This is a genomic window from Chelativorans sp., assembly GCF_031180965.1.
Classification (GTDB): Bacteria; Pseudomonadota; Alphaproteobacteria; order Rhizobiales; family Rhizobiaceae; genus Chelativorans.
Genome location: NZ_JAPSLH010000011.1, coordinates 1 through 24,432, shown reverse-complemented (window position 1 = coordinate 24,432; position 24,432 = coordinate 1). Strand labels below are relative to the sequence as shown.

The window sequence follows — 24,432 nt, the reverse complement described above, 5'->3', positions numbered from 1 at the left end:
CTTGATGAGATGGCGGCAGTGGTGATCGGAGGATCTTTTTGTAGGGACGACGTCGCCACCTCCAACGCGTGACCCGCTCCAGTCTCTACGCGCTTGGCTCTTCAGCCCGGCCGCGAAGCTGGTGCGGTGTTTCAATTGCAACTGCTTCCTCCGCCGCACAGCCGGTGCGAGACCGAGGCCAAGGCGAGGATTGCACGCGGCGGCCAGGAACATTGAGGAAGACAAGGAGGATCCGGCCGATGTCAGCGATCGAATCCGTCAAGACAGTCTGCACGCGCGGGGAGCAGTCGGGTCTGCTTTGGTTATGTCACTGCCGCTGGCGTTGGAAAAGTTCAATTTTGGAGCCAAGCGGACTGGCCGCTTCTGGCTTTCAAAATGCGATAGCGGACATCGATCCGGTGGAGCTAAGATCCCAGAATGACCCGTTTGAAATTTTCGGAGCATGCCTGGAAGGCTTGCCTCGGAGCCCGCTTACCTCCCGCCTCCGACACACTGGTGTTCTCAACACCAGCATAATCGGGTGACTTGTTAAGACATTCAATCAGCAACAGAGTGCCAGAAGCAACGGGAAGGCATAACGTGCTTCGGCTAACCGATAAAGCGGCGCTTCCGCAGCTTCCGTCAGGCGGCGCAGCAGATCAACTTTTGAAGGAGGAGACCATGGATCTTGGGCTGAACGGCAAGGTTATCGTTGTCACGGGAGCCGCTTCCGGGATCGGTGCGGCCACCGCACGAGCGCTCGCTTCCGAAGGAGCTCACGTCGTGCTCGCCGACCGGAACGAGGAAAGTGTACAGGCTGTCGCCCGTGCGATCTCAGTCGAAGGCGCCGCGGAAGCAACAGCGATCGCGGCCGACGTGACGAATGCTGAAGATGTCCAGCGGATGGTGGAGACCGCAGTTTCGCGGGCGGGTAGGCTCGACGGAGCAGTTAACAACGCCGGCATTGCGCAACCTGCAATGCCAATAGACCAACTAGCTGAAGAGCAGTTCGACCAGCTTATGGCTGTGAATGCCAAAGGGGTCTGGCTTTGTCTCAAGTACGAAATTCCCGCCATTCTCGCTTCGGGGGGCGGCGCTGTCGTAAATGTCGGCAGTGTCGCATCGCATATCGCTGCGCAGGGACAGGGCGCTTATGCGGGAAGCAAGCATGCGGTGCTTGGCCTAACCAGAGGCGCGGCTTTGGACTACGCCCAACGCGGCATCAGAGTGACCGCAGTCTGCCCCGCCCTCGTCGACACGCCGATGGCGCAGAAGTTCGTGCACGAGTCCGGCGATCCCTCTGTGCTGGAACCGGTCAAGGCGGCACATCCCATCGGAAGGGCGGCCACTCCCGAGGAGGTCGCGGACGCCGTTCTATGGCAACTGTCGGAGCGTGCGAGCTTTAGCACTGGCTCGGCGATGCTAGTGGACGGCGGCTATACAGCTTGGTGAGTGCTGATCGCCTCATACGGGGTGCGCTAAGAGGCCTGCTTTGGTCTCCGCGGTGGTCGCCGCGCATGCCAAGCAGCGCTGGGGCTACCATCTGAAGAGAGCTTGGGTATTCCAATGACGTCACTTTCCGAAGCCGTTCGACAAAACGACCTCGCCGTTGCGACCTTGATGCTTCGCACAGGCGTATCGGCGAACAGTAGAGATCCGGAAGGTTATACGCCCTTAATGATCGCGGCGGGGTCGGGCAGTCCGCAGATGGTCGAGCTTCTCCTCGCTGCCAAGGCGGACGTCTACATGCTCGAGCCGCGCATGGGCGCATCCGCGCTGCACAAGGCGGCCCAGAGCGGCAGTGTCGACGTTGCGCGATTGTTGCTCGATCACGGCGCTTTCATCGACCTTCAGTCGGCTACCTTGGGCCACACACCGCTCATCGATGCTGTCTGGCACAAGAATGCAACGCTGGTTCGATTTCTGCTCGACCGCGGTGCCAAAACGTCCCTACGCACGCACTACGGGCGGACGGCGATGGACTGGGCGAAGCAGGACAGTTTGGCGGAGATCATCCAGATGATAGAGGAGCGTGACAGTGCCGATGCCAAGGCGATCGAGCAACAAACCCTCATGGCCGCTGTCCTCGAAGGAAATGCCGAGAGCGTGCGCCGCCTGGTGGCCGAACGGGCTGCCGTGGACGAACGCGCACCAATGACCGGAAGCTTCTTTGACGGTTACACGCCGCTCGGCGTTGCAGCGCTTCTCGGCCATGCGGATATTGTCAGGGAGCTCTTGGATGCCGGAGCCGATCCACGGCGTGTCGACGGGCTGATGAAGGCGACACCAGGTCACAAAGGCGGATATATGGGACATCACGCAGTGCTGCAGGCCCTGCTTCAGCATCGAGAAGCCCACGGCGCGCGCGGATTGGAGTTGGATGCCCAAGGTCCTTACAACGGATTTACGGCTTTGCATGATGCTGTCTGGCATGGGCATTTCGAGGCTGTCCGCGTCCTCGTGGCGGCTGGCGCACGTCTCGACTTGCGTGGTCACAACGGTATGACCGCGCGAGAGCTGGCAGAAGTTTACGGCTATGATGACATCGCTGGTCTCCTTCGGGAAGCTGAAGGCTCGAACCTCCCCGCGACGGACCGACAGATTTGATCCGGTGGTCGCGCCGCCAGCGGACCTTGCGGCCGTCAAAGCAGCCCCTCAATCGTTTAGTGGCCTTCCCATGGCACGAACCTTTTTGGGCTAACGCGGCGCTCGTATGGCCGGCCTATGCAAGGCGTTTCCTCAGGGACTCACGGCTTCAGGGTTGCTGTTGCTCTTCCGGGCACGCGCTGTCTTCCGAGGCGCTGACCTGTTGAGCATCTGCTGGAGATTTTTCATGGCACGAGCTGTCACTTCGTTCGCAGGAGGCAACAGTATCAATAATTCCTGCGAGCCCAGCGCGCGAAAGCGCATAGACATGAAGTGTACAACTCCCACCCGGGGAAGTGTCATCCCGATCTCGAAGGAGTGGCTTGGTGCTGCGGTAAACTGTGCCTCCCAAAACCGGCAGAACTCTGGACTGTTGCTGCGCAGCGCCTCCACGAGCTGGGTAAAGTGCGGATCTCCGGGCATCTGGCCGTAGAGGAGCCGAAGGTAGTGCACATGTACTTCGCCCAGCGCGTCCCAGTTCAGATATTTCGCCCGGCGTTTAGGATCCATGAAGAAGCGCCAGTAGTGATTGCGGGCGAACGGGCCGTCGTAGTCGTCAAACTCGAAAACCGCATCCGCAAGCTCGTTGTAGGCGAGCACGTCCCACCACGGGCTGAGGAAGAGCGCCGGATCCGACTGAAAACCATCGAGGGTGTCCTGAATGGACCTGTCGACCTCATTGGCGGGCCTGATCGCCGACTCCAGCCGGGCTACTCCGGCAAGTGCGAAAAGGTAGTCGGTGTCACTTCGACTTAGGCGCAGTGCATTTGCGATCCGCTCCAAGGTCTGCGCTGACACCCGGATGTCGCGCCCCTGCTCGAGCCATGTGTACCATGAGAGCCCAACACCCGCGAGAGCGGCGACTTCCTCACGGCGCAGACCGCGCGTACGCCGTCGCCAGCCGCTGGGCAGGCCTACGCTCTCGGGGGAAATGGCTGCACGCCGAGCCATCAAGAAACGCCGCATATCCCGACGCTTTGTGTCGTCCGAGGTGTCGGTGCTCATAGCGTGGTACTCCCAACACCAGCATGAGCGAATGACTTGTTGGAGTGTATCGATCGGGTATGGGTATGGAGGCACGCGGCAGGGCGGAGTCTGCCTCGATCTTTCGACCTGAGCTCATCCGACCCTTGTAGCATCTGCACTTGGCCTCTCCCCCTGCCAGGCAGATCGATGAAGGCCGGCAGAAATACCACGTTGAGTGGAGATTTCGACATGACTCTTTCTCTGCAACAGATTTCCGACCGCCTGGAGATTGAGGATCTGCTTGTTCGCTATTGCTACGCCGTCGATGATCGCAACTGGGATGAGTATCGCCGTCTGTTCACGCCCGACGCGATATTGGACGACACCGTAACCGGCGGCATTAAAAGCGGCGTTGAAGAACATATAGCCTACCTTCAGAAAGCTCTGGCAAAGATAGTACTCTCTCAGCACGCCATCTCGACAATTCTCCTGAACATCAATGGGGATGAAGCTTCGGCCCGAGTTCACTGCTCATGTCCCATGGTCGTTGATCTCGGAGACGGCGAGAGGCAGGTCTTCTTTCAAGGTCTCTGGTATCGAGATCGCATCGTCCGTACGTCAATAGGCTGGCAAATAGCGGAGTTGGTGGAGGAAGGATATTATTGGACCCACAACTTGCCGGAAAACTTCAGGTTCTTACACTCAACGGCACTGGCGCTCTTCCGCCGAGGCAGCGGCGGCGATCGCCTGTGCGAACCTGCCCATCATGCCTTCGTAGGCGGTGTTCGTCAGGGATACGACACATCTCTTGCGTGCGAAATCGATGCCCCACCAGTTTCCATACACACCGCCCCAGGAGACGGACCCTTCGCTCCATCTACTACCCGCGGCTGTCGGCTCGATCAGGACGGCGCCCAGCCAGGACCAGCCCCAGCCCGGCCCAGCGGTTTGTGTTTCCGCGCCAGCTCTCGGCTTCCTCGCCGCCTCGCGTAGATCTTCGCGCAGGAAGCCCCCGGCACGAAACGCCTCAAGCAGCGCCAGCACGTCCCGAGCCCGCCCGGCCATGCCAGCGCCGCCTGAAGGCCAGGCCGATCTCGTGCGTATCCGCTCCGGGTCGAAGCGGACGCCCGGTCCTTCGACAAAAGGCAGCGGCACTTCGACCGTGCCGGTCATCCGTATCGGCTGCGGCTGGCCGTCGTAGTAGGGCACGGCGAGGTCCTCCCCGGGCCAGTAGAATGCTGCGCCAAGCTGCAGCGGTTCGCAGACCAGTGCGCGGACAGCATCGTCAAGAGCGGTGCCGGTGACGGCTTCGATAACACCGCCGAGCACATCCGTCGCGACGGAATACCGCCAGCCCTCGCCCGGTCGGCGGTCCAGTGCCACGCTTGCGATGCGGGCGATATTCTCGGCGAGAGAACCTTGGCTTTCGTCAGTTCCATCGGATATACGCGCACGAGCGTAGGTACCATCTTCAGCTTGCTGGAAGCGATAATCGAGTCCGGCCATGTGCGCCATCAGGTGAGCGACCTTGATATCGGCGATCGAGCCATCCTCGAGACTGGGGAGAAATTCTGGCAGATACATTGTCACCTGATCGTCAGGCGACAACTGACCGGCCTCTATGAGCTTCAATGCCGCCATGAGGGTGAACGGCTTCGTCACCGAAGCGAAGCGGAACGGCGTATCAATCTGCATATGCCGTCCTGTCTCGCGGTCGGCATAGCCGGCTGCTCGCTCATAGACGAGCTGGCCATCTTCGGCGACCAGCACCACGCAACCAACGATACGGCGCTGCGTGAGCGCCTCGTCGACAGCGGCATCAATGGCAGATGCCAGCTTGTTCGGCCTGCTCGGCGCGACCGGCACCGTCTCGTAGGTCATTCGGTACTCCAGGTCAGGAAGTGGTTCCGCTACGATTGCCGCATCTTGATCGCGAAGTTGAGCCGGCGCATGCTAAAAGGGCCTTGAAGCGGAACTATACGATGCGACCGGAACTCTTCTCGTTGCTGCCGGTATTCCGCATAGTCGCGACGAAGGGCGGTTTTACAGCCGCGTCAGGCCCGCTCGGAGTCACACCTTCCGCTGTCTCGCAGAAAATCCGGCAGCTTGAAGCTCTTTTGGGGGTTAGAGTTTTCGAACGCACCAGCCGCAGCGTCCGACTGACCGAGGCGGGTCGAATCCTGCTCGACAATGTAGACACCGCCTTTGACCAAATCACGGGTGCGATCGAGGGAATCCAGGCGCTCGGGAAGCAGCCGGCCGGCAATCTGCGCATCAATCTGTCACGGCTGGCGGCTCAGGTCTGTATCGTGCCGCAGCTGCCCGGCTTTGTCCGGCGTTACCCCGGAATTGCACTTGAACTCACATCGGACGATCGCCTGACAGATATCGTGGCCGGCGGATTTGATGCCGGCATCCGTTTTCCGGACGCGTTGGAGATGGACATGATCGCTCGACCCATCGGCCCGAAGCTGCGCCGGGTGACCGTCGCTTCGCGCACATACCTGGAAACTGCTGGTACCCCCCAACATCCGGCGGATCTCGCGGCCCACGCCATCATCCGCTTTCGGCTCCCAGGCAGCCAGCGGCTGGTGCCACTGACCTTCAATGTCGAAGGTGAGATACTTCAGATCGACCCATCACCGCGCCTGGTGTTCAACGACGACGACCACATTGGCCTCGCCGTGCAGGAGGGGTTGGGCATCGCCCAACGGTATCGGGTCACGGGAACACCCGCCGCGAGTTCAGGGGACGTGGTTGAGCTTCTGAAACAATTCGAGCCGGCAGCTCACCAGTTCCACCTGTATTATCCCTCGCGCAATCAACCGCCAAAGCTCCAGGCGTTCATCGAGTGGTTCTGCGGCTGATCATCGGTGGGGCCAAAAAACACCGGCTACATCATCCATGGCCGGGAGATGGCGAACGGCTCAAATCCCCTGCATTGGAAAAGGGCCAAAAGTGCCCATCTGCGACGGAGAAGGAGCAGATGAGCCGCGCAACCGCCCTTGCGAGTACGGCTCAGCAAATATCCCAGAGCATCGGTACTGCCGTTGGCGCCTTGCTGCTCAACCTGGCGCTCGCCTGGCGTGACCAGCATATTTTTGGGCCTGAGGAGTTTCGGTATGCGTTTTGGGGCATCGCCGCTACAGCAGCCGTATCCGCTCCGCTGTTTCTCAATCTACAAAGCGATGCGGGAAAGATGTGTCTGGACACGGCACGCCTCAAAATGAGTTCCCTTAAACGAGCCATTCAGCAGACCAAGGTCGCTTCCTTCTTCAGCAGTGCTCTCTCCTTGATGTGGTGGCCGCAATGACGACGCTCACTTGTGCTGGACCATTGGAGGCTCACCTATCGATTACCACAATGCGGTGGTTCAGGCTCATCTCGCCCCAGACGAGGTGGACAGCGCGATCGCCGAAGTAGTCTCACGGCTCCGGCTGCACGGTGTCCCGGGTTCTTGGCACCGCCCTCAATGGGAAACGATCTGGCGGTTATCGCTGCATCTCCGATGGGAAAGTCGGTTTACGAGCTGCTCGGATTCTGCGAGTACGGCCAAATCGGCATTTACGAATTCACCTCGGAGGACGCGTAAAGCCTCGGTCGCTCCCACGTGCCCTGACGGGGGTTAGGCATGGTCATTGGTCAATCTAAAGCCTGAGAGCGTTGGACCTGGCAAAGACTGGCACCTCAAGATGCCTTTAGAACCGGCGAGCGCCAACGCTACAGCTGGGGCCGGAAGTAGGCCCCATCCTACACCAACAGCGTGATAGCAGAGTTCCGTTAAGTAAGCAGGTCGTCCAGTCTCTGAGTGATGACCAGAGCATATCCGGAGCTGGGAACGGGTCCATGTCTTACCGTGTGGTTCTCAACTCACAGCCAAACCAGCCATATTGCGATCAAAGCGGCGAGGAACGACGCAAAAGCAATCGGCCAGCCGGTTCTGGCGAAATCGAAAAAGCGGTAGCCGGCCAATCCCATGACGACTGTGTTGTTGTGGTGGCCGACCGGGGTCAGAAAATCGATGGAAGCGCCAATGGCGACCGCGAGCAGAAAGGGTTCTAAAGGCAGTGAAGCGGATTGGGCGACACTCACCGCGATGGGGCCGAGCACGATCGCTGTCGAGGCATTGTTCACGAAGGGAGTGATGGCGACCGCCAGTCCAAGCACCGCCGCAAGGAGGACGAGGGGCTCGTCGGGAGGAAGGGCGGATGTCAACAGATTGGCGACGACGGCGGCGGCACCGGTGCTTTGTACGGCCAGCCCCAGAGGGATCAGCGCCGCCAGCATGATCAGGATCGACCAGTTGAGCTCTGCCAGGCCGCGGCGGAGGTCAAGCGTGCCTGTCCCGGCAAGGACGATCACTACCAGCCCGAATGCAAGCTCCGGAGGGGCCACGCCGAATGCAGTGAGCAGAACGCCGAGCGCAAAAACTGCGGCTGCCAACCACGAGGTTTTTGCAGCCGGTTGCTCGGCGCGCGGCCACAGCAGGAGGATCTCCGACTCATCGGCCGTCTGGCGCACTGCCTCCGGATCGCCGTGCAGATAGAGAATATCGCCGATGCCAAGTCGGACATCAGCGAAGCCTCCTTCGATGCGCGGGTTCTGCGTGGCGACCGCCGCGACGGTGATGCCGCGCTGAGCAAAGCTTTCCAAAGTGGCGAGGGACGAGCCGACGATCGTGCTTTCGGGCATGATCACAGCCTCGATCCACCTGCCCGCCGGTGCGGGCGCCTCCTGCGCTGCAAGCCCTGCCGCGCCGTCCGCGAGCCAGCCTTCCAGTGCCGGCAGATCGGCGCTGACCAGGAGGTGGTCGTGCGCTTCGACAATCGTTCCGGGACGCTGGAACATCACGTTCCGGCCATGCCGGCGAAGCGCATGGATGCGGGCGGGGAATGCGTCTGCCGCCAAGCCGCACAAGGGAGACCCCTCAGGGATTGCGACTCGCTGACGACGAGGCGTGACGATGGTGTGGCCGTCTGGTCCTTTTCGTGAGGCAAAGCCAGCGCCTTACGGCTCCACCAGAGGATGGCGGCCAATCCCGCCACGGCCGTGGGCACGCCGGCATAGGCGATATCGAAGAATGCAAAGCCCTCGCCCGTCTGCGCCGCAAGCTGCTGGCTCACGAGCAGGTTTGCCGGTGTGCCGATGATCGAACACAGCCCGCCAAGCAGGGCGGCGAAGCTTACCGGCATCAAAACCTGCCGCCGGTCGATCCGCGCAGACTGGCAGACGCTGCTGACGACCGGGATCATGAGCGCAAGCGCGCCAATATTATTCATGAAAGCGGATATGGCCGCGGTGATGACGCATAGAAGCGCAAGCACGCCAGTATGGCCGAGTGTTTCGGCGGGCAGGCGCGCCGCAAGACGGTCCAATAGACCCGAGCGTCCGAGGACGGGAACGATCAGCAGGATTTCCACGACCGTGACGAAGGCCGGATTGGCAAAACCGAGGAAGGCGGTTTCCCCGGGAACGATCCCCAAGAGGATCCCCAGACACAAGCCGCCGAGAGCAACCACCTCCATCCGGAAGCGGTCGGAGGCGAAGATGACGAGCTGGCCCGCAAGCAGCAGAAGAATCGCGGCCTGCTCGAATATCATCTGCGCATGCGTCTCCGTTTGCCGAGCCGACCCAATAGCATGTGCCGACGAAGGAGGACTAGCGCGCCCATACCATCGGGACGCCAAGAAGCAGCCGCCTGCCAGTGGTACCGCTTCGGCTCAGACCCCCGTCAGAGCCAGTTCCGGCTCCGGCCTGCCCGGGACATTTCTCTCCGCCAAGCCCGGCTGACCGGCGAGGCGATCGGGAAAAACGGCCCAGCGCTTCGGGCGGAAGGCGATCCGGCTCTTGCCCGCTGCCGGATCACCGGCAGGCAGCTCGATTTCGACCCGGTGGCGCTCCCCTCCGACCTCCAGCTCCACCCGCCTTGAAGCCGCAACGCGGCGGCTCGCCACCACGGTTCCCGCTATGCAGCCGCCGCAGCCATCAAGAAGCTCGATTTGATGCGGACGGAAATAGAGCGTCGCGTCCCCGTCTGGAATCCCGCGGGCGGCAAGGCCGATCGTGCGATCCTGCAGCCAGAGCTGGCCGTTCGCCACGCGCACGGGAAGCCTGCTGGAATCGCCGATGAACCCGAAGACGAAGGGTGAGTTAGGGCTGTCATAGATCTCGTCTGCCGTGCCGATCTGCTCGATGCGCCCCTGGCTCATCACTACCACGCGATCGGCGAGCTCGAGGGCTTCCTCCTGGTCGTGCGTTACGAAGACGGTGGTATGCCCCGTAGCATCGTGGATCCCCCGCAGCCAGCGGCGCAGTTCGCGCCGCACCTGCGCATCGAGCGCGCCGAAGGGCTCGTCGAGAAGAAGCACCCGCGGCTCGATGGCGAGCGCGCGGGCGAGGGCCACGCGCTGGCGCTGACCGCCGGAAAGCTGATGCGGGTAGCGGCCTCCAAGTCCGGAGAGCTGCACGAGCTCCAGGAGCTCATCCGCCCGGCGCCGGATCTCCGCCTTTGGCGGACGGGTTGCAGCCGGCCGAACTTTCAGGCCGAAGCCGACATTCTGCGCCACTGTCATGTGCCGGAACAGCGCGTAGTGCTGGAAGACGAAGCCAACATTGCGCTCCTGCACGCTTTTGCGGGAGGCATCCTCCTCGCCGAAAAAGATGGCGCCTGCGCTCGGGCTCTCCAACCCGGCGATCAGGCGCAGCAAGGTCGTCTTGCCCGAGCCAGAGGGGCCAAGCAGCGCGATCAGCTCGCCGGAAGCGATGTCGAGCGAGACCTCATGAAGTGCCGCGAAGCGGTCGAATTCCTTCCGGACCTTCCGGATCGAAACATCCATGGCGCAACTCCTAATGGTTTTTGGCGGCGATCGCGTCGGCGAAACGGTGTTCGAGCAGGCTCTTGAGTCCGAGCGTCACAAGCGCCAGCATCGCCAGCAGGGACGCCACGGCGAAGGCGGCAACCGAATTATACTCGTTGTAGAGAATCTCCACCTGCAGCGGCATGGTGTTGGTGAGTCCGCGGATGCGGCCGGACACCACCGACACCGCTCCGAATTCACCCATCGCCCGCGCGTTGCAAAGGAGCACGCCGTAGAGGAGCCCCCAGCGGATATTGGGCAGGGTGACGTGCCAGAATGTCTGCCAACCGGAAGCGCCGAGCGAGATCGCCGCCTCCTCGTCGCCGCTGCCCTGCTCCTGCATCAGCGGGATCAGTTCGCGGGCGACGAAGGGGAACGTTACGAAGACGGTCGCGAGCACGATGCCGGGCACCGCGAAAAGAACCTCGATCCCATGGGCTTTCAGCCACGGTCCAAGCGCACTGCCCGCCCCGAACAGAAGCACATAGACAAGTCCCGCTATCACCGGTGAAACGGAAAAGGGCAGATCAATGAGGGTGATCAGGAAGGCCTTGCCCTTGAACTCGAACTTGGCGATCGACCAGGCCGCCGCCACTCCGAAGACCAGGTTCAGCGGCACGGCGATCGCCGCGACGGTGAGCGTGAGCCGGATCGCCGCCGCCGTTTCGGGTTCCGCCAGCGACGCGGCATAGGCGGCGGCCCCCTCCCGAAATGCTTCGACGAAAACTGCGACGAGCGGCAGGAACAGGAAGAATCCGAGAAAGGCGAGCGCGATCGCGATCAGGAGGAGGCGAATACCGGCGCGCTCGCCCGTCGCCGTTGCGACAGGCCGCGCGCTGTGCGCAATTGCGGCTGAAAGGAAGGCTTCAACCGCCATAGCCGTACCTCCTGCGGCTCCAGGCCTGGAGCAGATTGATCACGAAGAGCATGGCGAAGGAGATGGCGAGCATGATTGCCGCGATGCCGGTGGCAGCGGCGTAATCATACTCTTCGAGCCGGATGACGATCAGGAGCGGAGCTATCTCCGAAACATAGGGAATATTGCCGGCGATGAAGATCACCGAGCCGTATTCGCCCACCGCCCGCGCGAAGGCGAGAGCGTAGCCCGTCAGGATCGCCGGCGCCAAGCCAGGCAGGATGACGCGTGCAATCGTCTGGAAGCGGTGGGCGCCGAGAGTGGCGGCCACTTCCTCCACCTCCTTGTCGATCTCCTCCATGACCGGCTGGACGGTCCGCACCACGAAGGGGAGCCCGATGAAGATCAAAGCGATGACAATGCCAAGCGGCGTGAAGGCCACCTTGATTCCGTAGGGAGCAAGCAGGCTGCCGATCCACCCGTTGGGCGCATAGATCGCGGTCAGTGCTATTCCCGCCACCGCAGTGGGCAGGGCGAAGGGGAGATCGACCACCGCATCGACCAGGCGCCGCCCGGGGAAACGGTACCGCACGAGAACCCAGGCCACCACCGTGCCGAAAAGAACGTTCACCGTGGCGGCCAGCAGCGAGGCGCCGAAACTGATCTTCAGCGCCTTAACGGTGCGCTCGTCGGTGGCGATTGCCCAGAATTGGGCGGTGCCCAGCGATGCGGAACGCCAGACGATGCCCGAAAGCGGGATCAGTACGATCAGCGAAAGGTAGACGAGCGTGAAGCCGAGCGTCAGACCGAAACCCGGAATGACGCTCGGCCGCCGAAATCGCCACCCCGCGCCGGTGAGCGCGGCGGCCATGCCTATCTCCCCGGCTTGTAGATCTGGTCGAAGATCCCGCCATCGCCGAAGAAGCGCGGTTGCACCTCTTTCCAGCCGCCGAAATCGTCAATGCTGACCAGCTTCAGGTCAGGGAAGCGCCGGATATCGTCAGGCGCCGCCGCTTCAGGGTTGGAGGGCCGATAGAAATGCTTGGCCGCAAGCTGTTGCCCCGTATTGGAATAAAGGAAGTCGAGATAGGCCTCGGCCACCTTTCGCGTGCCTTTCGCGTCGACATTGCCGTCAACGAGCGCAACCGGGGGCTCCGCCTTGATGGAGATTGAGGGCACAATGATCTCGAACTGGTCGGGGCCCAGCTCCTGCAGGGAGAGGAAGGCCTCGTTTTCCCAGGCAAGGAGCATATCTCCAATACCACGCTGGGCAAAGGTGGTCGTCGCGCCGCGCGCGCCGGTGTCGAGCACGGGCACATGGCGGAAGAGCGTGGTGATATAGTCGCGCACCTTGGCTTCGTCGCCGCCGAATTGCTGTTCGGCCCAGGCCCAGGCGGCCAGGAAATTCCAGCGTGCGCCGCCCGAGGTCTTCGGATTGGGCGTGATCACCTGAACCTCGTCCTTGATCAGGTCGCCCCAATCCTTGATGGCCTTCGGGTTTCCCTTGCGGACCAGGAAGACGATGGTGGAGGTGTAGGGCGCGTTGTTGTTGGGCAGGCGGCCGCGCCAATCGGCCGGGATCTTTCCTGTCTTCTCGGCAATGGCGTTTATGTCAGCCTCGAGAGCGAGCGTCACGATATCGGCCTCAAGCCCGTCGATCACCGCGCGTGCCTGCGCCCCGGAGCCATGGGAGGTCTGGATGGTCACCGTCTCTCCGGTGTCGGCCTTCCATTTCTCCGCGAAGGCGGCATCGAAAGCGCGGTAGAACTCGCGCGTAGGATCGTAGGACACATTCAGGATCGTGCTGTCGGCAAAGGCAAAGCCCAGTCCGCCGAACTGAACCATGGCCGCCAGCGCGGCGGTGAAGAGAAGTGATTTCCGGTCGAGAGTCATGCCTGCCTCCTTGTGAGCGCATTAACTCTATCTAGTAAGTAGAGTATGGAAACCTCCGCGCCACCCAAAATCAAGGCTTGTCTTGGAAAAGGATTTCCTCAGGCGAGCAGTGCGCGCACTTCCGCTTCCACAGGCTTGCCGACGCAATCGGCGATCGTGGTGTGGTCGAGCACGGCGCGCGTCGCCTCGGCAACGCGCGCAAACACCCGCCGCACCTCGCAGCTTTCCTCCTCGCGGCAGTCGATACAGCGCCGGTAGGCCATGCGGCTCAAGCACGGAAGCGGCGCAATTGGGCCATCGATGGTTCGCAGCACCTCGCCAAAGCTGATCTCGGCCGGATCCTTCAGGAGCAGATAGCCGCCGGCCTTGCCGCGCCTGCTGGTAACAATGCCGTGATGCTTCAGGTCGAGCAGGATCTGCTCGAGGAATTTGCGCGGGATGCGCTGTTGCTCTGCGATCTGCGAGATCAGGAGCACCTCGCCCGGGCGGGCGCTCCTGGCCAGCGCAATCAGGGCGCGGAGTGCGTATTTTGCTTTCTGAGATATCATGACTCTGGGCTTATGCGTTTCCGGCAGTGTGGCTCCCAAGTCCTATAGCGTCAACCAAGGTCCTCATCGGCTCCGTGGATGCCAGGAATGTCGCAAACGTGAGTGGCCGCCGTCGTATTGCCCACGCCGAAGTAGCGTTCATGTGCATGCGGACGATCCAACACTCAGCCTCCCTCACAATTTCAAGCTCCATTTAGGCCGCTTAGCATGTCCGCTTTCCGACTACCGAGGATCAACCTTTGCTACGATGTGGGGCGCACAGCGGCTGGCCTATCAGGCGACTATCGGAACACCTCACTTGCTTGCTCCACTCAAACCGGAGACCCCCGCATGGGCGGGTGCAACTGCAGTGTCTTTGGATGCGGGTGACGGTCACTCCACAAGCCAATGGCTTCTGAGCTGCAAGGGAGGCTGGTGGTGCGCGGCGCGCGCGAGCTTGCAGCCCGGCACCCCTGCACCCTAGCCCCTTCCTCTAAAATGAGGGCTTCGGCCTTTCCTATATCGAGGCCGCGCGTTACGATCCGCCCATGCAAGCGAGTTGCCAGTGCGGAAGTCTAACCGCCACGATCGCAGACGGCGTCGAGCCGACGGTGGTCGCGTGCCACTGCGTCGATTGCCAGAAGCGCAGCGGCTCGCCCTTCGGCACGATGGCCTATTATCCGCGCGACGCCGTTGCGGTGTCCGGAGAAGCGCGCGAGTTCGCGCCCGACGGACTCCGGCTACATTTACATCACCGGCTTCTGCCCGACGTGCGGAAGCACGCTTTACGGCAAGGCCAGCGCGTTCCCCGACATCATCGGAGTGACAGTGGGCACGATTGGCGATCCGGCGCTCCCCGCACCGGCTCGCTCGGTCTACGAGCAGAGCCGGCATCACTGGCTGGTGATGCCCGAATCCACTCCCGGGTTCATCCGCGGCCGCGATGGGGAGTGCAGCCGGTGACGCGCGAGGTTCACCAGTTCCCTTGCTTATCCAACAACTACGGCTCCTGCTATTCAGAACGTTGGATATAGCCTGCGACCGTATCGGCAGCCATGATAAGTCCAGAGCAGGTGATCTCCAACCATGTCAGGCCGAGGCGGACAGGTGGCGTACGACTGGCGATAAGAGATCCTGGGCGATGTAGGCGCCGTTGCGCTTGTTCCCGAAGAGCGGCTCAAGCAGGGGAGGATCCATGACGATGGGCATGCCGAGGCGGCGGGCCTCGGCCGCCATCGGATCCGTTATCCCGCCTTGCCCCCTGGCCACCACCGCAGGGAGCGGCGTTTCACCCCTGAGATAGCGCAGGGCGACCAGATGTGGCGACGTTTGGGATGGATGTGTGACTTGCATACCTCCTCCCGGTAGCGCGGCGTCGGGACGCCACGTTCCTCCCACGACAATAGCGACGCTACCAGAGGCATTCCGGTTCAAATAGCTGACGTCATCGAATCCAGTGTTCGAAACGCGGCCCACTCGAGAAATTCTTTCGGCTAGCAGTACGCGCGCTTACGGAGGAACGCTGAAAGATGGTCGAGGAACGCGCGCGTCTTTGCAGGCGCGTAGCGGCGGGCAAGATACGTCGCCGAAGCCGCTAGAGGCGGACTCTGCCAATCAAGCGCCACGCGCACCAATCGCCCGTCGGCCACGTCCTCCAGGCACATTATATCCGGCATCAGGCCTATGCCGAGGTCGCGAAGGATGAGGTCACGGACGAGGACCGCATTATTGACCACAGCGCGCGGTGGCAGTGGCGTCGCGTCGCCGTCCGGCTTGGTGAACCATGGGAAGACCTTGTCGCGCATCTGAAACTGGTGGGCGATCATGTCATGTCGCGCCAGTTCTGAGTAGCGCGTGGGCGTCCCGTGCTTTTTTAGGTAGCCCGGCGTTGCATAGAAGTTGCGCGGGAGTTCTGCCAGCAACCGCGTCGGATGAAAGGTTTCGGCAGGCTTGCCGAAATGAATTGCGAGGTCGAATGGCTCTTCGGAGACGTCCACATGGCGATTGAGCGCCTCGATCTCCAGCCGGAGCGCGGGATACTGGCGCGCGAAGTCAGCTATCGCCTCGGCCACCCATCCCACGAAGAATGATGGCATGCTGATCCGCAGGACACCGCTCATCTCCTCCTGGATGGCGGCAGTCTGGAGGTTCGCCTTCTCCAGTTCCGCTACTATGCTTAGACAGCGCTGGTAGAGCGCCCGCCCGGTTTCCGTCAAGCTAAGCGAGCGCGCGCCGCGCTTCAGCAGCGTCGAGTTGAATTGCTGCTCCAACATGCGCAATCGCCTGCTGATTGTCGACTTCGGCATGTCGAGCAACGCCGATGCCTTATTGATGCTGCGTGCGTTGACCGTTTCGTAGAACAGCATCAGCGCATTCAGATCGATGCGCGGCGATCGAGCCCCTGGCCTCGATTGCGAGTGTTCCATATTCGGTACCTTAGGTTCTCGGCGTGCGCCTAGTCAAGGTTTGCCCAGCCTTTATGGTCGCCAAGGCATGAGCGAGTAGTGTAGCCGACCATCGGCCGCTAACCGCTATACGCTGGAGGAGCATGCGGGTTGAAATCGCGCCTGAGAGGCGCACCCGCTGAGCGATGGAGGAGCATCATGAGCTTGACGAGACGCTGCCTAGTGGGCGCAATCGGTGCAACGGCGCTGGCATTTGGCGCATGGTCAGCGATCGCACAGGACGTGCAATTCCCCATCCGTGACGTTCATCTGATCACTGGCTTTCCGCCAGGTTCCGGTTCGGACGTTCTCGTGCGCTATCTAGGCAAGGAACTCGCCGAGGCAACCGGTGCGACTGTCGTAGTCGAAAACAAGACCGGTGCGGCAGGCAATATCGGTGCTGAGTATGTCGCGCGCTCGAAGCCCGACGGCCACACGATCTACGTTCATGCGGCGAGCTCGATCGCCGCCAACATGCACTTATTCAAAAAGCCGCCGATTGACGTAGCGAAGGACCTTCAGATCGCCGCAACTATCAACCAGCAAGCCTTCATGCTGATCGTCCCGGCGGCAAGTCCGCACAAGACGGTGGCAGAGCTGGTCGAGGCGATGAAGGCTAAGGGCGATGGCGGCAACTACGCCTTTTCGAACACAACGGGCCGCGTCATGGGCCGGCTGTTTACGGATGCCGCGGACCTGAAAACAGCGGCGGTCGCCTACCAGACGGACCTGGAAATCGTGAATGACATGAAGAGCGGGCAGATCGACTTCGCCATGATGAACCCGGTGTTCTCGCTGGCGCAGGCACGCTCCGGTGCTGCGCGCATTCTCGCAGTCAGCACCCCCGAGCGGCTAAAATCCGCGCCCGACTACCCGACCTTCGGCGAAGCGGGCATGCCGAATCTCGTGATGCTCAGCTGGTTCGCGGCGATCGTTCCGTCCGCCACTCCGAAGCCGGTCGTGGACAAGATCAATGGCCACTTCAATGCGATCCTGGCAAAGCCGGAGACGGTCAAGTTCCTCAACGACAATGGCGGCGATCCATTCATCAGCACGCCCGAGGAAGGCCAGGCATTGCTCCTCCAACAGATCGATGACTGGAAGGGCTACGTGGAGGCTGCCGGTATCGAGCCGCAGTAAGAGGATCCAAAGCCACACATGCGTTCAACTGACGGCGGCGGCCACGTCTCGCCTTTTGCAGGCATCGACGTCGCAACAATGCTCGTGCGCCTGGCCGACGCGCGCCCAAACCATCCGATGCTGGTATGGGTGCCCGCCGAAGGCGAGGAGGCGAGCTGGACCTATTCGCAGTTCGTGCATCAGGTCCGCTGCGTTGCCGGCGGCCTGTCCGCGCGGGGGATTTCGGTGGGCGATCGCATCCTAGTTCATCTCGAAAATGCGCCCGAGGCGCTCATCGCCCGCTTTGCCTGTGCTTGGCTGGGGGCCATCTGCGTGGCAACGAACGCGATGGCGACGGGTCCGGAACTTGCGGTCCTCGCCGACGCGGTCGGCGTCAGGGCTGCAATAACACAGCCATCGCTGGCGGAGATGGTGGCATCGCATGTCCGGGGATTGGACTGGATCGCTACTACCGACAGCGGCGCGGGCCATACGGCGCGACCAAACGAACTCCCGCAAAGGTCTGACCGTTTCGCCTCGCTCTGCGGCGAGCCAATGCCCATGCGTGCACCGGATTTAACGCTACCGGCGCTGATCCTGTTCACAACCGGCACCACGGCGCGAGCCAAGGCGGTTTTGTGGACCCATGAGAATATGCTCTGGGCAGCACGTCTCGGCGCCGCACAGCAGGGCTTCCTGGCCTCGGACGTAACCCAGCTTTTCTTGCCGCTGTTCCACGTCGTCGGCTTCTCTTGGGCGTTCCTGCCAGCTATCTGGTCCGGCGGCACCGTGGTCCTGCAGCCACGCTTCTCCGCGACAAGGTTCTGGCCGACAGCGGTTGCACATCGCTCCACCGTCTCACCGCACGTGCCGTTCACCATGGCGGCGCTGATGCAGCAGGAGCGGCCTCCCGCGCACCATTTCCGTCAATGGATCACCAATCGGCAGATGCCGCGCGAGCAGGCGCATTTCGGGATCGAACAATTCTCATCGGCCTGGGGCATGACCGAGATGATCTCGCAGCCGATCATCGGCGATCCTCGCCTCGGGCCGCTCGCCGCCAACGCGGTCGGGCGCCCGTCGGTGGGCTACGAAGTGCGCATCGTCGATGAGAGAGGCAGAGGCGCCTTGGCCGGAGAAAACGGCGAACTACTCGTGCGCGGGATCCGTGGAAGATCGATCTTCCTTGAATATTTTGGCGACGCGGACGCAACCCGCAACGCTTTCGAGGAAGACGGCTTCTTCCGCAGCGGCGACCGCGTGCGTCTTAACGAAGATGGTACGATCACCTTCGTTGATCGCATCAAGGATGTCATCAAGGTAGGGGGCGAGGGCGTGGCGGCAAGCGAGATCGAAGCGGTGATCCAGGCAGTACCCGGCGTGGCAGAAGTGGCGGTGGTCGCCGGGCCCGACCCGCTGCGCAGCGAAGTACCGGTGGCCTTCGTGGTCAGGCATTCCAAGGACGGGTCGGAAGGGCAGCTTCGCGCCGAGATAGAGGAGGCCTGTAAGCTGACACTTGCGCGCTTCAAGGTTCCGCGCCGTATCATCTTCATTGACCAACTGCCGCGTGTCGGCTTCGGCAAGGTTTCGAAGGCCAAGTTGCGGGTGCTGGCTACTGAAGCCTTGGACAAGCCGGTGAGTGCATCGTGAAGCCGCCGATCGAGTTCTTCTTCGACCCGATCTCGCCCTTCTCCTACCTGGCGACGACCAGGATAGACGAAATCGCTGCGCACCACGGGCGTGCCATTGATTGGCGCCCAACCTTGATCGGGATCACTACCCTCAAGGTCATGGGACTTAAGCCTGTGCCGGAGACGCCGCTGAAATCGGTCTATTTCTGGCACGACGTCCAGCGCTTGGCATCGATGTTCGGTGTGCCGCTGAACCGGCACGGGCTTTCCGGCATCAACTCCCTTGCTGCCTGCCGCGCTTTTCTCTGGCTCAAGGATCGCGATCCCGAGGCCGCGTCACAATTGATCCGGCATCTCTCGGCCAGGCTGTGGACGGATGCGCTCGACATCACGCCACCAGAGACAGTGATCAAAGAAGCGCAGCGACTTGGCATCGTAACGACGGGCATGGAGGAAGCGCTCGGATCACGCGAGTTGAAGCAGCGGCTACACGACGCGGTTCAGTATGCGATCTCGCGCAACGTCTTCGGAGTGCCCTTCTTCATTGCAGATGGCGAGCCGCTGTGGGGCTGTGACCGCCTCTGGATGCTCGACCACTGGCTGGAGAAAGGTGAGTGGCCACGGCTGTGAGCATGGCGGCTCACAGAACCCTCAGGCCCGCTGGTATAGAACGTCGCCGAGCAGGCGGGTACAGACTGCTATGACCACTGTAGAATGTCCGCTTCAGGAGTGTCGACCAGCTTTCCTGTCCGACTGAAATGGGGCGCAAAGCGGCAGGAGTTGAGGTCCTTAAAGGACACCATCTGTCGATCCCATATCCCAGTCCCCTGCCCCAGCCTTACCGAGCCGGGTACCGCACCGCCGCCGATCCACTCGTTTGATAGCCTTCAGAACCACGTGCTCCAGGACGTCAGCTCGAAGAATTACGACCGCTGGAACTACATGCCAGAAATGCATCGCGTTCGTGGAGAAGCTTGGGGCCCGGACGCGCCGGATTGCCTCGCTCTATCTCGGCCGATGGGAGGAAGATCGCCTGGTCTATGCCGGCAAGGCTGCAACGGGCTACACCATGGCCGCAGCGCGGGAGATAAGGGAGCGGCTCGATCCTCATATCACCCGCAAGAGCCCGCTGAGGCGGAGATCGCCTATGGTGCTGAGACGGATAACGGGTTGCTCCGCGAGGCGGCCTTCAAGGGTTTGGTAGAGGAGAGTCAGGCGCCCGCGCGGAAAACACCGAAGGTCGCGAGAACCAGCGGCGACGTGCCGAAGGAGAACATTCTACAGCTGCTGCGGGACGCGGTCGTGCCATCAAAGGAGGAACTCGTCGGCTACTGGACGCGGGTAGCCGATCGCGCACTGGGATTCCCTCGGCGGCCGGCCATTGACCGCTCCCCCCGATCCCGCCGGAGGTGCACCAGTTGCGCATCCAGAAGCGCGAGGGCGGCGAAGGAGTTCGGCTATGGGTGGACGATCTTGCCGGCCTCCTCGGCCTGGTCGAAATCGGCGTCGTCGAGGTGCACCCCTGAGCGGCGACGGTTGACGACATAGAGCACGCCGACACGCTGATCTTCGACCTGGATCCCGGTGAGGGCATCCCGTGGGAGTTTGTGGTCGAGACGGCGCTTAACCTGCGCGATCACCTGAAGCAGGAAGGGATCGCGACCTGGCCAAGCTGACCGGCGGCAAGGGCGTTCACCTCATGGGGCCGCTGCCTGAGAAGATGACGCACAATGCAGTCCACGCCTAAGCGTCCGTCAAAACGGAAGAAGTGAGGACTCGCATGCCCGAGGAAGACATCAAAGCGAAGATCTGCTCTCTGCTGGACTGGACGATGGAGCAGTATGGGCCCTCGATCGAACTGCAGGCCATCGAATCCAGCTGGGCGATACTCTCGATGATGAAGGAACCCTGATCTGGCTGGAGACTTTCCTTGCCCACGGCAGCGGGATCACCGAGCCCGCAGTGGTCGACGAGGCTTATGAGGAGCAAGATCAAGCCTATCGCGACACCCTGACGAAGCACTGATCGCGAACAAAAAAGCCCCGCCGGCAGGAGCCAGCGGGGGCGCAATCAAATGACATTTCAGCGCGATGCCCAGCGCATCTGCTTTGCACCAACGGTGATGGCGAAGATCGGTCCCTCCTCGTCGGCGACTTCCATTTGCCATTCGCAGCCAAGAGGTAAGCCGTCCATGTCGCGGATCATCGCGCCGCAGGTTCTGGTGGCCTCCTTCAGCGCGGCCTCTTGGTTCGGCAAAAGCACCTCTTCGTCTATGCAGTGAGGAAGGTTTTGTCGGGCTTCAGGTTAAAGCGATAGAACGGCATTGTAGGCGTCTATTCGTCTCGGCAGCGGAGTTCATCTCAAGGACTCTTCTCATTGCTATACTTCCGCCCGAAACGGTCGAGAACGCGAAACCAGCCGCCATGTTCGTGGTCGATGAAATGCCGGTCGGCATATTCCCAGCCGCGCTCGTACCAATCCCAGTATTGCCGCCCCCCCGTCTACAGCGCGAGCAGGGCGGCGGCGGCGATCATTTCGGATAGGACCCAATAGTAGCGGTCCGTATCCAGGATGCCGCCGTCGGGAGCAAAGCTGTAGTGCACACCCTGGCCTTCTCCATCCCAGGCCCTCTCCATTGCCGTATTGAACAGCCGCTCCGCCGACTCGACATGCCAGTCTTCGGGCCGATAGCGACGGAGGATCAAGAGCAGCTTGGCCCATTCGACGAAGTGGCCGGTAAGATAGTCGTAGGGCTTGAACAGATGCCTCGGATCCTCCTTGTTGTATTCCGAGCCCGGGGTCCAATCACTGTGGTAGTGCTCCCAGATCAAGGCTCCTGCGTCGTCCAGGAGCTGGTTGATGAAGCCGCCGCGTTCGTGGTCGATGCACACGGGATACTAGAAGTCGACGATGCTCCGAATTTGCGATTGCAGGAAGTTTTCTTCGCGATAGGTCAACGCCGTTTCCTCATCTTCGCTTGCGCGTCTGTGATCTCAGGCCGCCCTGCAGGTGATCCGATATTCGGTCCTGAACGGTTCCGCTGCAGTCAGGGCAATGCTCGTCGGCACGCCGCTTCGGCAAAGAGGATCAGACTCCGCCGCCGTGGCCGACCCCAGATCGAAGGGCGCTGCAACGGGCTCCACGCCGAGCCCGCGGAGCGGCCGATCGGTTCACGCTGGAGGGGGCCGATGGAAGGGTCATCATCGTCGCGGCAGGTGATGCTGCGCAGGCTTCGGAGGTGGCGCGGGAACTCGCGGACTTGGGAATCCGCCTCATAGAGCTCTGCGGAGGAATTTCACCTGTCTGGCGGCCAAAGGTGGCCGCTGCTGTCGGGCCGAAGCTGCGCGTGAGTTCGGTCACATTCGGCATTGAATCCCTCCAGCCGGCCGCCGTCTATAACTCTGCGTTCAGCGAGGGGAAGCCGCCACGCGAGGCCCTCGTGATCCTAAAGCGCGACGCTGATCCGGGTCGGGACCGCTTCGTGAAGGTCTCCCCGCCGCAGGAGACTACCTTCGTTCCCGTCCCTGACGAGGCGACCGGTGCGCGCGTCGCCGCGGAGCTGGCCCACTCAGGATACGGCCTTATCGAACTGTATGGTGGGGTTCTCGACCGAGGGAGTCGCAGCAAACATCGAAGCAGGGGATGGGCGGGCTCCCGTTGGAGTGGGCAGTTTCGCTCTGGATGCATCAGGAAGCTCAACCGGGTGAGTCACGCGCACTCTGCATCGGGAGACTTAGGCTTTGAGACGTGAGCACCTTCGGCCAGCACGATCAAGACGACGCGGCCGCTACAGCCGGGCGGAAGATCGGGAGGTTGCGGGACTCCAAGTCACCGCTGTGCACGGCCAAAGCGCACCAGGTCAGAAGCTTACCCCTGATCGTTGAGAGCAGATCTCTTATGCCCGAGCGAAAAAAGTTGGAATCCACGTGGTGACCCTGGCATCGGCGTGGAATCCATCGACGGAATTCAGACCTGCAGAGCGATCTCCCGGATGAGTTCCTCGCGATCCGATGGCTGTAGCCCTATGCGCGGGCCACCTTGAACAGGATGGCCGTTTCCTTTGATCCGTTTATCAAAAGTCGGGGACGGGGCGCGCAGGGCTGCCGCCCTGGGCGCGGAACAGCGAGTCGGCTTAACTGGTTGCACGGAAGTGAGTCCAACACTGCAGCTGCAGCGGCTGAATTTGCGCCTCAAGCGAACATAATGAGCAACTGTCCTCCTTTGTTGGAGTGGTTGCGCATGGTTACGTTCCGGCTCGCCCCGCGCACGTAATTGCCAGTCGTAGCGCAATCGAACCTTGGGTGGAGACGGTTTCGCTTGTCGCATTCGCCACGGCGGCTTTCGATGCGCGTTCACTCACGCGCGAGGAAATGAATGTCCGCATACTGTGGGGTCAGCTCGCCGTTGTGCTCTTCATTGTTTTGGCGACGACATGGAGTGGCGACGCAGTGGACTGCGTGGCGCCTAGGTTTCCAGGCTCAGCTTGGAACGCCGTGGTTCGAGATCGCTGGATACCGTTCTATCCACCGCCGGCCTTCTTCTGGTGGTGGTATTTCTACGACGCTTATGCGAATTTTCCCCCTAATCACTCGTTGACCTGCAACGAGCGTGATCCTGGCGGCCACAAAGATACGTACTGATGTGGCCTTCGGCGTATACCGAGACGTGCTAGACGTGTGGAGCCATCAAAAAATAGCCATTAGTCTCGATGCTCGAGGAAGCCGAATTCGTCGAACTGAACGAGGAACCATTCGACATCGGGCGCGCAATGCGGGCCATGCGGGCGCGGCGGGTCTTTCGACCGCGAACGGGGGTGCCCAGCAACAAGTCATACGGAGTCATAGAGCGTCAGCAGCGGCGGGGCGGATCAAAGCGCCTTTTCGAACTCCGGCAGGATCTGGAAGAGGTCGCCGACAAGCCCATAGTCGGCGACTTGGAAGATCGGCGCCTCCTCGTCCTTGTTGATGGCGACGATGACCTTGGAGTCCTTCATGCCGGCAAGATGCTGGATGGCGCCGGAGATGCCGACGGCTATGTAGAGGTCGGGCGCCACAACCTTGCCCGTCTGCCCCACCTGCCAGTCGTTCGGCGCGTATCCGGCGTCGACCGCCGCGCGGCTGGCGCCGACCGCGGCCCCCAGCTTGTCGGCCAGCGGCAGGATCACCTCCTGGAACTTTTCCGCCGAGCCCAGCGCCCGCCCGCCGGAGATGATGATCCGGGCCGAGGTGAGCTCCGGCCGCTCGCTGGCGGCGATCTTGTTCTCGATGAAGGTGGACAGTCCGCGATCTTCTGCGGCAGCCACCGTCTCGACCAGAGCCTGCCCGCCTTCGCCTGCCGCCTGGAACGAGGAGGTGCGCACCGTGATGACGCGCTTTGCGTCGGCCGACTCCACCGTCTGGATGGCATTGCCGGCATAGCTCGGCCGCTTGAACGTCTTCGCGTCGATCACTTCGATGACGTCGGAGACCTGCATCACGTCGAGGAGGGCTGCCACGCGCGGCATCACATTCTTGC

25 protein-coding genes and 4 pseudogenes are annotated in these 24,432 nt (G+C 61.8%); 15 read left to right on the top strand and 14 right to left on the bottom strand.

The window, feature by feature from the left end:
* The first annotated feature begins 660 nt into the window (after positions 1 to 660).
* Positions 661 to 1,431 (top strand): glucose 1-dehydrogenase, encoded by a 771-nt coding sequence (locus tag RIN79_RS10485; RefSeq protein ID WP_309084602.1) that lies wholly within the window; start codon positions 661 to 663, stop codon positions 1,429 to 1,431.
* Between the two features lie 114 nt (positions 1,432 to 1,545).
* Positions 1,546 to 2,586 (top strand): ankyrin repeat domain-containing protein, encoded by a 1,041-nt coding sequence (locus tag RIN79_RS10480; RefSeq protein WP_309084601.1) that lies wholly within the window; start codon positions 1,546 to 1,548, stop codon positions 2,584 to 2,586.
* Between the two features lie 132 nt (positions 2,587 to 2,718).
* Here the strand turns inward: RIN79_RS10480 and RIN79_RS10475 are convergent, their stop codons facing one another.
* Positions 2,719 to 3,630, bottom strand: a complete 912-nt coding sequence (locus RIN79_RS10475) for a helix-turn-helix transcriptional regulator (protein ID WP_309084600.1) — start codon at positions 3,628 to 3,630, stop codon at positions 2,719 to 2,721.
* A 168-nt stretch (positions 3,631 to 3,798) separates the two neighbouring features.
* On the opposite strand from RIN79_RS10475, the pseudogene RIN79_RS21575 reads away from it, so the two are divergent.
* Positions 3,799 to 4,176, top strand: a pseudogene (locus tag RIN79_RS21575) (nuclear transport factor 2 family protein); the annotation flags it as partial.
* Between the two features lie 117 nt (positions 4,177 to 4,293).
* Here the strand turns inward: RIN79_RS21575 and RIN79_RS10465 are convergent.
* Complete coding sequence (locus tag RIN79_RS10465) at positions 4,294 to 5,472, bottom strand: serine hydrolase domain-containing protein (protein ID WP_309084598.1); 1,179 nt, start codon at positions 5,470 to 5,472, stop codon at positions 4,294 to 4,296.
* A gap of 101 nt (positions 5,473 to 5,573) precedes the next feature.
* On the opposite strand from RIN79_RS10465, the gene RIN79_RS10460 reads away from it, so the two are divergent.
* Positions 5,574 to 6,458 (top strand): LysR family transcriptional regulator, encoded by an 885-nt coding sequence (locus RIN79_RS10460; protein WP_309084597.1) that lies wholly within the window; start codon positions 5,574 to 5,576, stop codon positions 6,456 to 6,458.
* Positions 6,443 to 6,904, top strand: coding sequence for a hypothetical protein (locus RIN79_RS10455; protein WP_309084596.1), 462 nt, complete (start codon positions 6,443 to 6,445; stop codon positions 6,902 to 6,904). The genes RIN79_RS10460 and RIN79_RS10455 overlap by 16 nt, the downstream gene beginning before the upstream one ends.
* A 557-nt stretch (positions 6,905 to 7,461) precedes the next feature.
* Here the strand turns inward: RIN79_RS10455 and RIN79_RS10450 are convergent.
* From RIN79_RS10450 to RIN79_RS10420, 7 genes are all read right to left on the bottom strand, one after another.
* Positions 7,462 to 8,439, bottom strand: a complete 978-nt coding sequence (locus RIN79_RS10450) for an SLC13 family permease (RefSeq protein ID WP_309084595.1) — start codon at positions 8,437 to 8,439, stop codon at positions 7,462 to 7,464.
* Positions 8,439 to 9,191 (bottom strand): SLC13 family permease, encoded by a 753-nt coding sequence (locus RIN79_RS10445; RefSeq protein ID WP_309084594.1) that lies wholly within the window; start codon positions 9,189 to 9,191, stop codon positions 8,439 to 8,441. The genes RIN79_RS10450 and RIN79_RS10445 overlap by 1 nt, the downstream gene beginning before the upstream one ends.
* Before the next feature lie 120 nt (positions 9,192 to 9,311).
* Positions 9,312 to 10,427, bottom strand: coding sequence for a sulfate/molybdate ABC transporter ATP-binding protein (locus tag RIN79_RS10440; RefSeq protein WP_309084593.1), 1,116 nt, complete (start codon positions 10,425 to 10,427; stop codon positions 9,312 to 9,314).
* Positions 10,428 to 10,437: 10 nt separating this feature from the next.
* Positions 10,438 to 11,325 carry a sulfate ABC transporter permease subunit CysW gene (gene cysW, locus RIN79_RS10435; RefSeq protein WP_309084592.1) on the bottom strand — a complete coding sequence of 296 codons (888 nt, stop codon included), beginning with the start codon at positions 11,323 to 11,325 and terminating at the stop codon, positions 10,438 to 10,440.
* Positions 11,315 to 12,175, bottom strand: coding sequence for a sulfate ABC transporter permease subunit CysT (gene cysT, locus RIN79_RS10430; RefSeq protein WP_309084591.1), 861 nt, complete (start codon positions 12,173 to 12,175; stop codon positions 11,315 to 11,317). Before cysT ends, cysW begins: the two co-directional genes overlap by 11 nt.
* Positions 12,176 to 12,177: 2 nt before the next feature.
* Positions 12,178 to 13,197, bottom strand: coding sequence for a sulfate ABC transporter substrate-binding protein (locus RIN79_RS10425; RefSeq protein ID WP_375165909.1), 1,020 nt, complete (start codon positions 13,195 to 13,197; stop codon positions 12,178 to 12,180).
* 98 nt (positions 13,198 to 13,295) lie between these two features.
* Positions 13,296 to 13,745, bottom strand: a complete 450-nt coding sequence (locus RIN79_RS10420; RefSeq protein WP_309084590.1) for an Rrf2 family transcriptional regulator — start codon at positions 13,743 to 13,745, stop codon at positions 13,296 to 13,298.
* A 527-nt stretch (positions 13,746 to 14,272) separates the two neighbouring features.
* Between RIN79_RS10420 and RIN79_RS10415 the strand changes: the two are divergent.
* Positions 14,273 to 14,398 (top strand): annotated as a pseudogene (locus tag RIN79_RS10415) (aldehyde-activating protein); the annotation flags it as partial.
* Positions 14,399 to 14,417: 19 nt separating this feature from the next.
* Positions 14,418 to 14,687 carry a GFA family protein gene (locus tag RIN79_RS10410; protein ID WP_309084589.1) on the top strand — a complete coding sequence of 90 codons (270 nt, stop codon included), beginning with the start codon at positions 14,418 to 14,420 and terminating at the stop codon, positions 14,685 to 14,687.
* A 126-nt stretch (positions 14,688 to 14,813) separates the two neighbouring features.
* Here RIN79_RS10410 and RIN79_RS10405 read toward each other — a convergent pair whose 3' ends face one another.
* Both RIN79_RS10405 and RIN79_RS10400 read right to left on the bottom strand, forming a co-directional pair.
* Positions 14,814 to 15,077, bottom strand: a complete 264-nt coding sequence (locus RIN79_RS10405) for an EscU/YscU/HrcU family type III secretion system export apparatus switch protein (RefSeq protein ID WP_309084588.1) — start codon at positions 15,075 to 15,077, stop codon at positions 14,814 to 14,816.
* Between the two features lie 140 nt (positions 15,078 to 15,217).
* Positions 15,218 to 16,090 carry a LysR family transcriptional regulator gene (locus tag RIN79_RS10400; RefSeq protein ID WP_309084587.1) on the bottom strand — a complete coding sequence of 291 codons (873 nt, stop codon included), beginning with the start codon at positions 16,088 to 16,090 and terminating at the stop codon, positions 15,218 to 15,220.
* 237 nt (positions 16,091 to 16,327) lie between these two features.
* Between RIN79_RS10400 and RIN79_RS10395 the strand changes: the two genes are divergently transcribed.
* The 6 genes from RIN79_RS10395 to RIN79_RS10375 all read left to right on the top strand — a co-directional run bounded on the left by RIN79_RS10395 (position 16,328) and on the right by RIN79_RS10375 (position 20,830).
* Positions 16,328 to 17,308: a tripartite tricarboxylate transporter substrate binding protein gene (locus tag RIN79_RS10395; protein WP_309084586.1), complete on the top strand. Its 981-nt coding sequence runs from the start codon at positions 16,328 to 16,330 to the stop codon at positions 17,306 to 17,308.
* A gap of 84 nt (positions 17,309 to 17,392) precedes the next feature.
* Positions 17,393 to 18,937, top strand: coding sequence for a class I adenylate-forming enzyme family protein (locus tag RIN79_RS10390; protein ID WP_309084585.1), 1,545 nt, complete (start codon positions 17,393 to 17,395; stop codon positions 18,935 to 18,937).
* The gene (locus RIN79_RS10385) at positions 18,934 to 19,548 is read left to right on the top strand and encodes a 2-hydroxychromene-2-carboxylate isomerase (protein ID WP_309084584.1); all 615 of its coding nucleotides are present in this window, start codon (positions 18,934 to 18,936) and stop codon (positions 19,546 to 19,548) included. The genes RIN79_RS10390 and RIN79_RS10385 overlap by 4 nt, the downstream gene beginning before the upstream one ends.
* Positions 19,549 to 19,882: 334 nt before the next feature.
* A complete protein-coding gene (locus RIN79_RS21570; RefSeq protein WP_375165908.1) occupies positions 19,883 to 20,122 on the top strand; it encodes a hypothetical protein in 240 nt (79 codons plus the stop codon).
* Positions 20,123 to 20,462: 340 nt separating this feature from the next.
* A complete protein-coding gene (locus RIN79_RS21565; RefSeq protein WP_375165917.1) occupies positions 20,463 to 20,594 on the top strand; it encodes a hypothetical protein in 132 nt (43 codons plus the stop codon).
* A gap of 104 nt (positions 20,595 to 20,698) precedes the next feature.
* Positions 20,699 to 20,830, top strand: coding sequence for a hypothetical protein (locus RIN79_RS10375; protein ID WP_309084583.1), 132 nt, complete (start codon positions 20,699 to 20,701; stop codon positions 20,828 to 20,830).
* Positions 20,831 to 21,000: 170 nt separating this feature from the next.
* Here the strand turns inward: RIN79_RS10375 and RIN79_RS10370 are convergent, their stop codons facing one another.
* Both RIN79_RS10370 and RIN79_RS10365 read right to left on the bottom strand, forming a co-directional pair.
* A complete protein-coding gene (locus RIN79_RS10370; RefSeq protein ID WP_309084582.1) occupies positions 21,001 to 21,174 on the bottom strand; it encodes a DUF6894 family protein in 174 nt (57 codons plus the stop codon).
* Between the two features lie 104 nt (positions 21,175 to 21,278).
* Positions 21,279 to 21,809: pseudogene (locus RIN79_RS10365) on the bottom strand (AGE family epimerase/isomerase).
* 149 nt (positions 21,810 to 21,958) lie between these two features.
* Here RIN79_RS10365 and RIN79_RS21560 point away from each other — a divergent pair.
* Both RIN79_RS21560 and RIN79_RS10360 read left to right on the top strand, forming a co-directional pair.
* Positions 21,959 to 22,669, top strand: a complete 711-nt coding sequence (locus RIN79_RS21560) for a DUF6506 family protein (RefSeq protein WP_375165916.1) — start codon at positions 21,959 to 21,961, stop codon at positions 22,667 to 22,669.
* Between the two features lie 619 nt (positions 22,670 to 23,288).
* Positions 23,289 to 23,489, top strand: a pseudogene (locus tag RIN79_RS10360) (hypothetical protein); the annotation flags it as partial.
* Positions 23,490 to 23,785: 296 nt separating this feature from the next.
* Here RIN79_RS10360 and RIN79_RS10355 read toward each other — a convergent pair.
* On the bottom strand, positions 23,786 to 24,432 hold a 647-nt coding region (locus RIN79_RS10355; protein ID WP_309084581.1), incomplete at its 5' end, for an FAD-binding protein.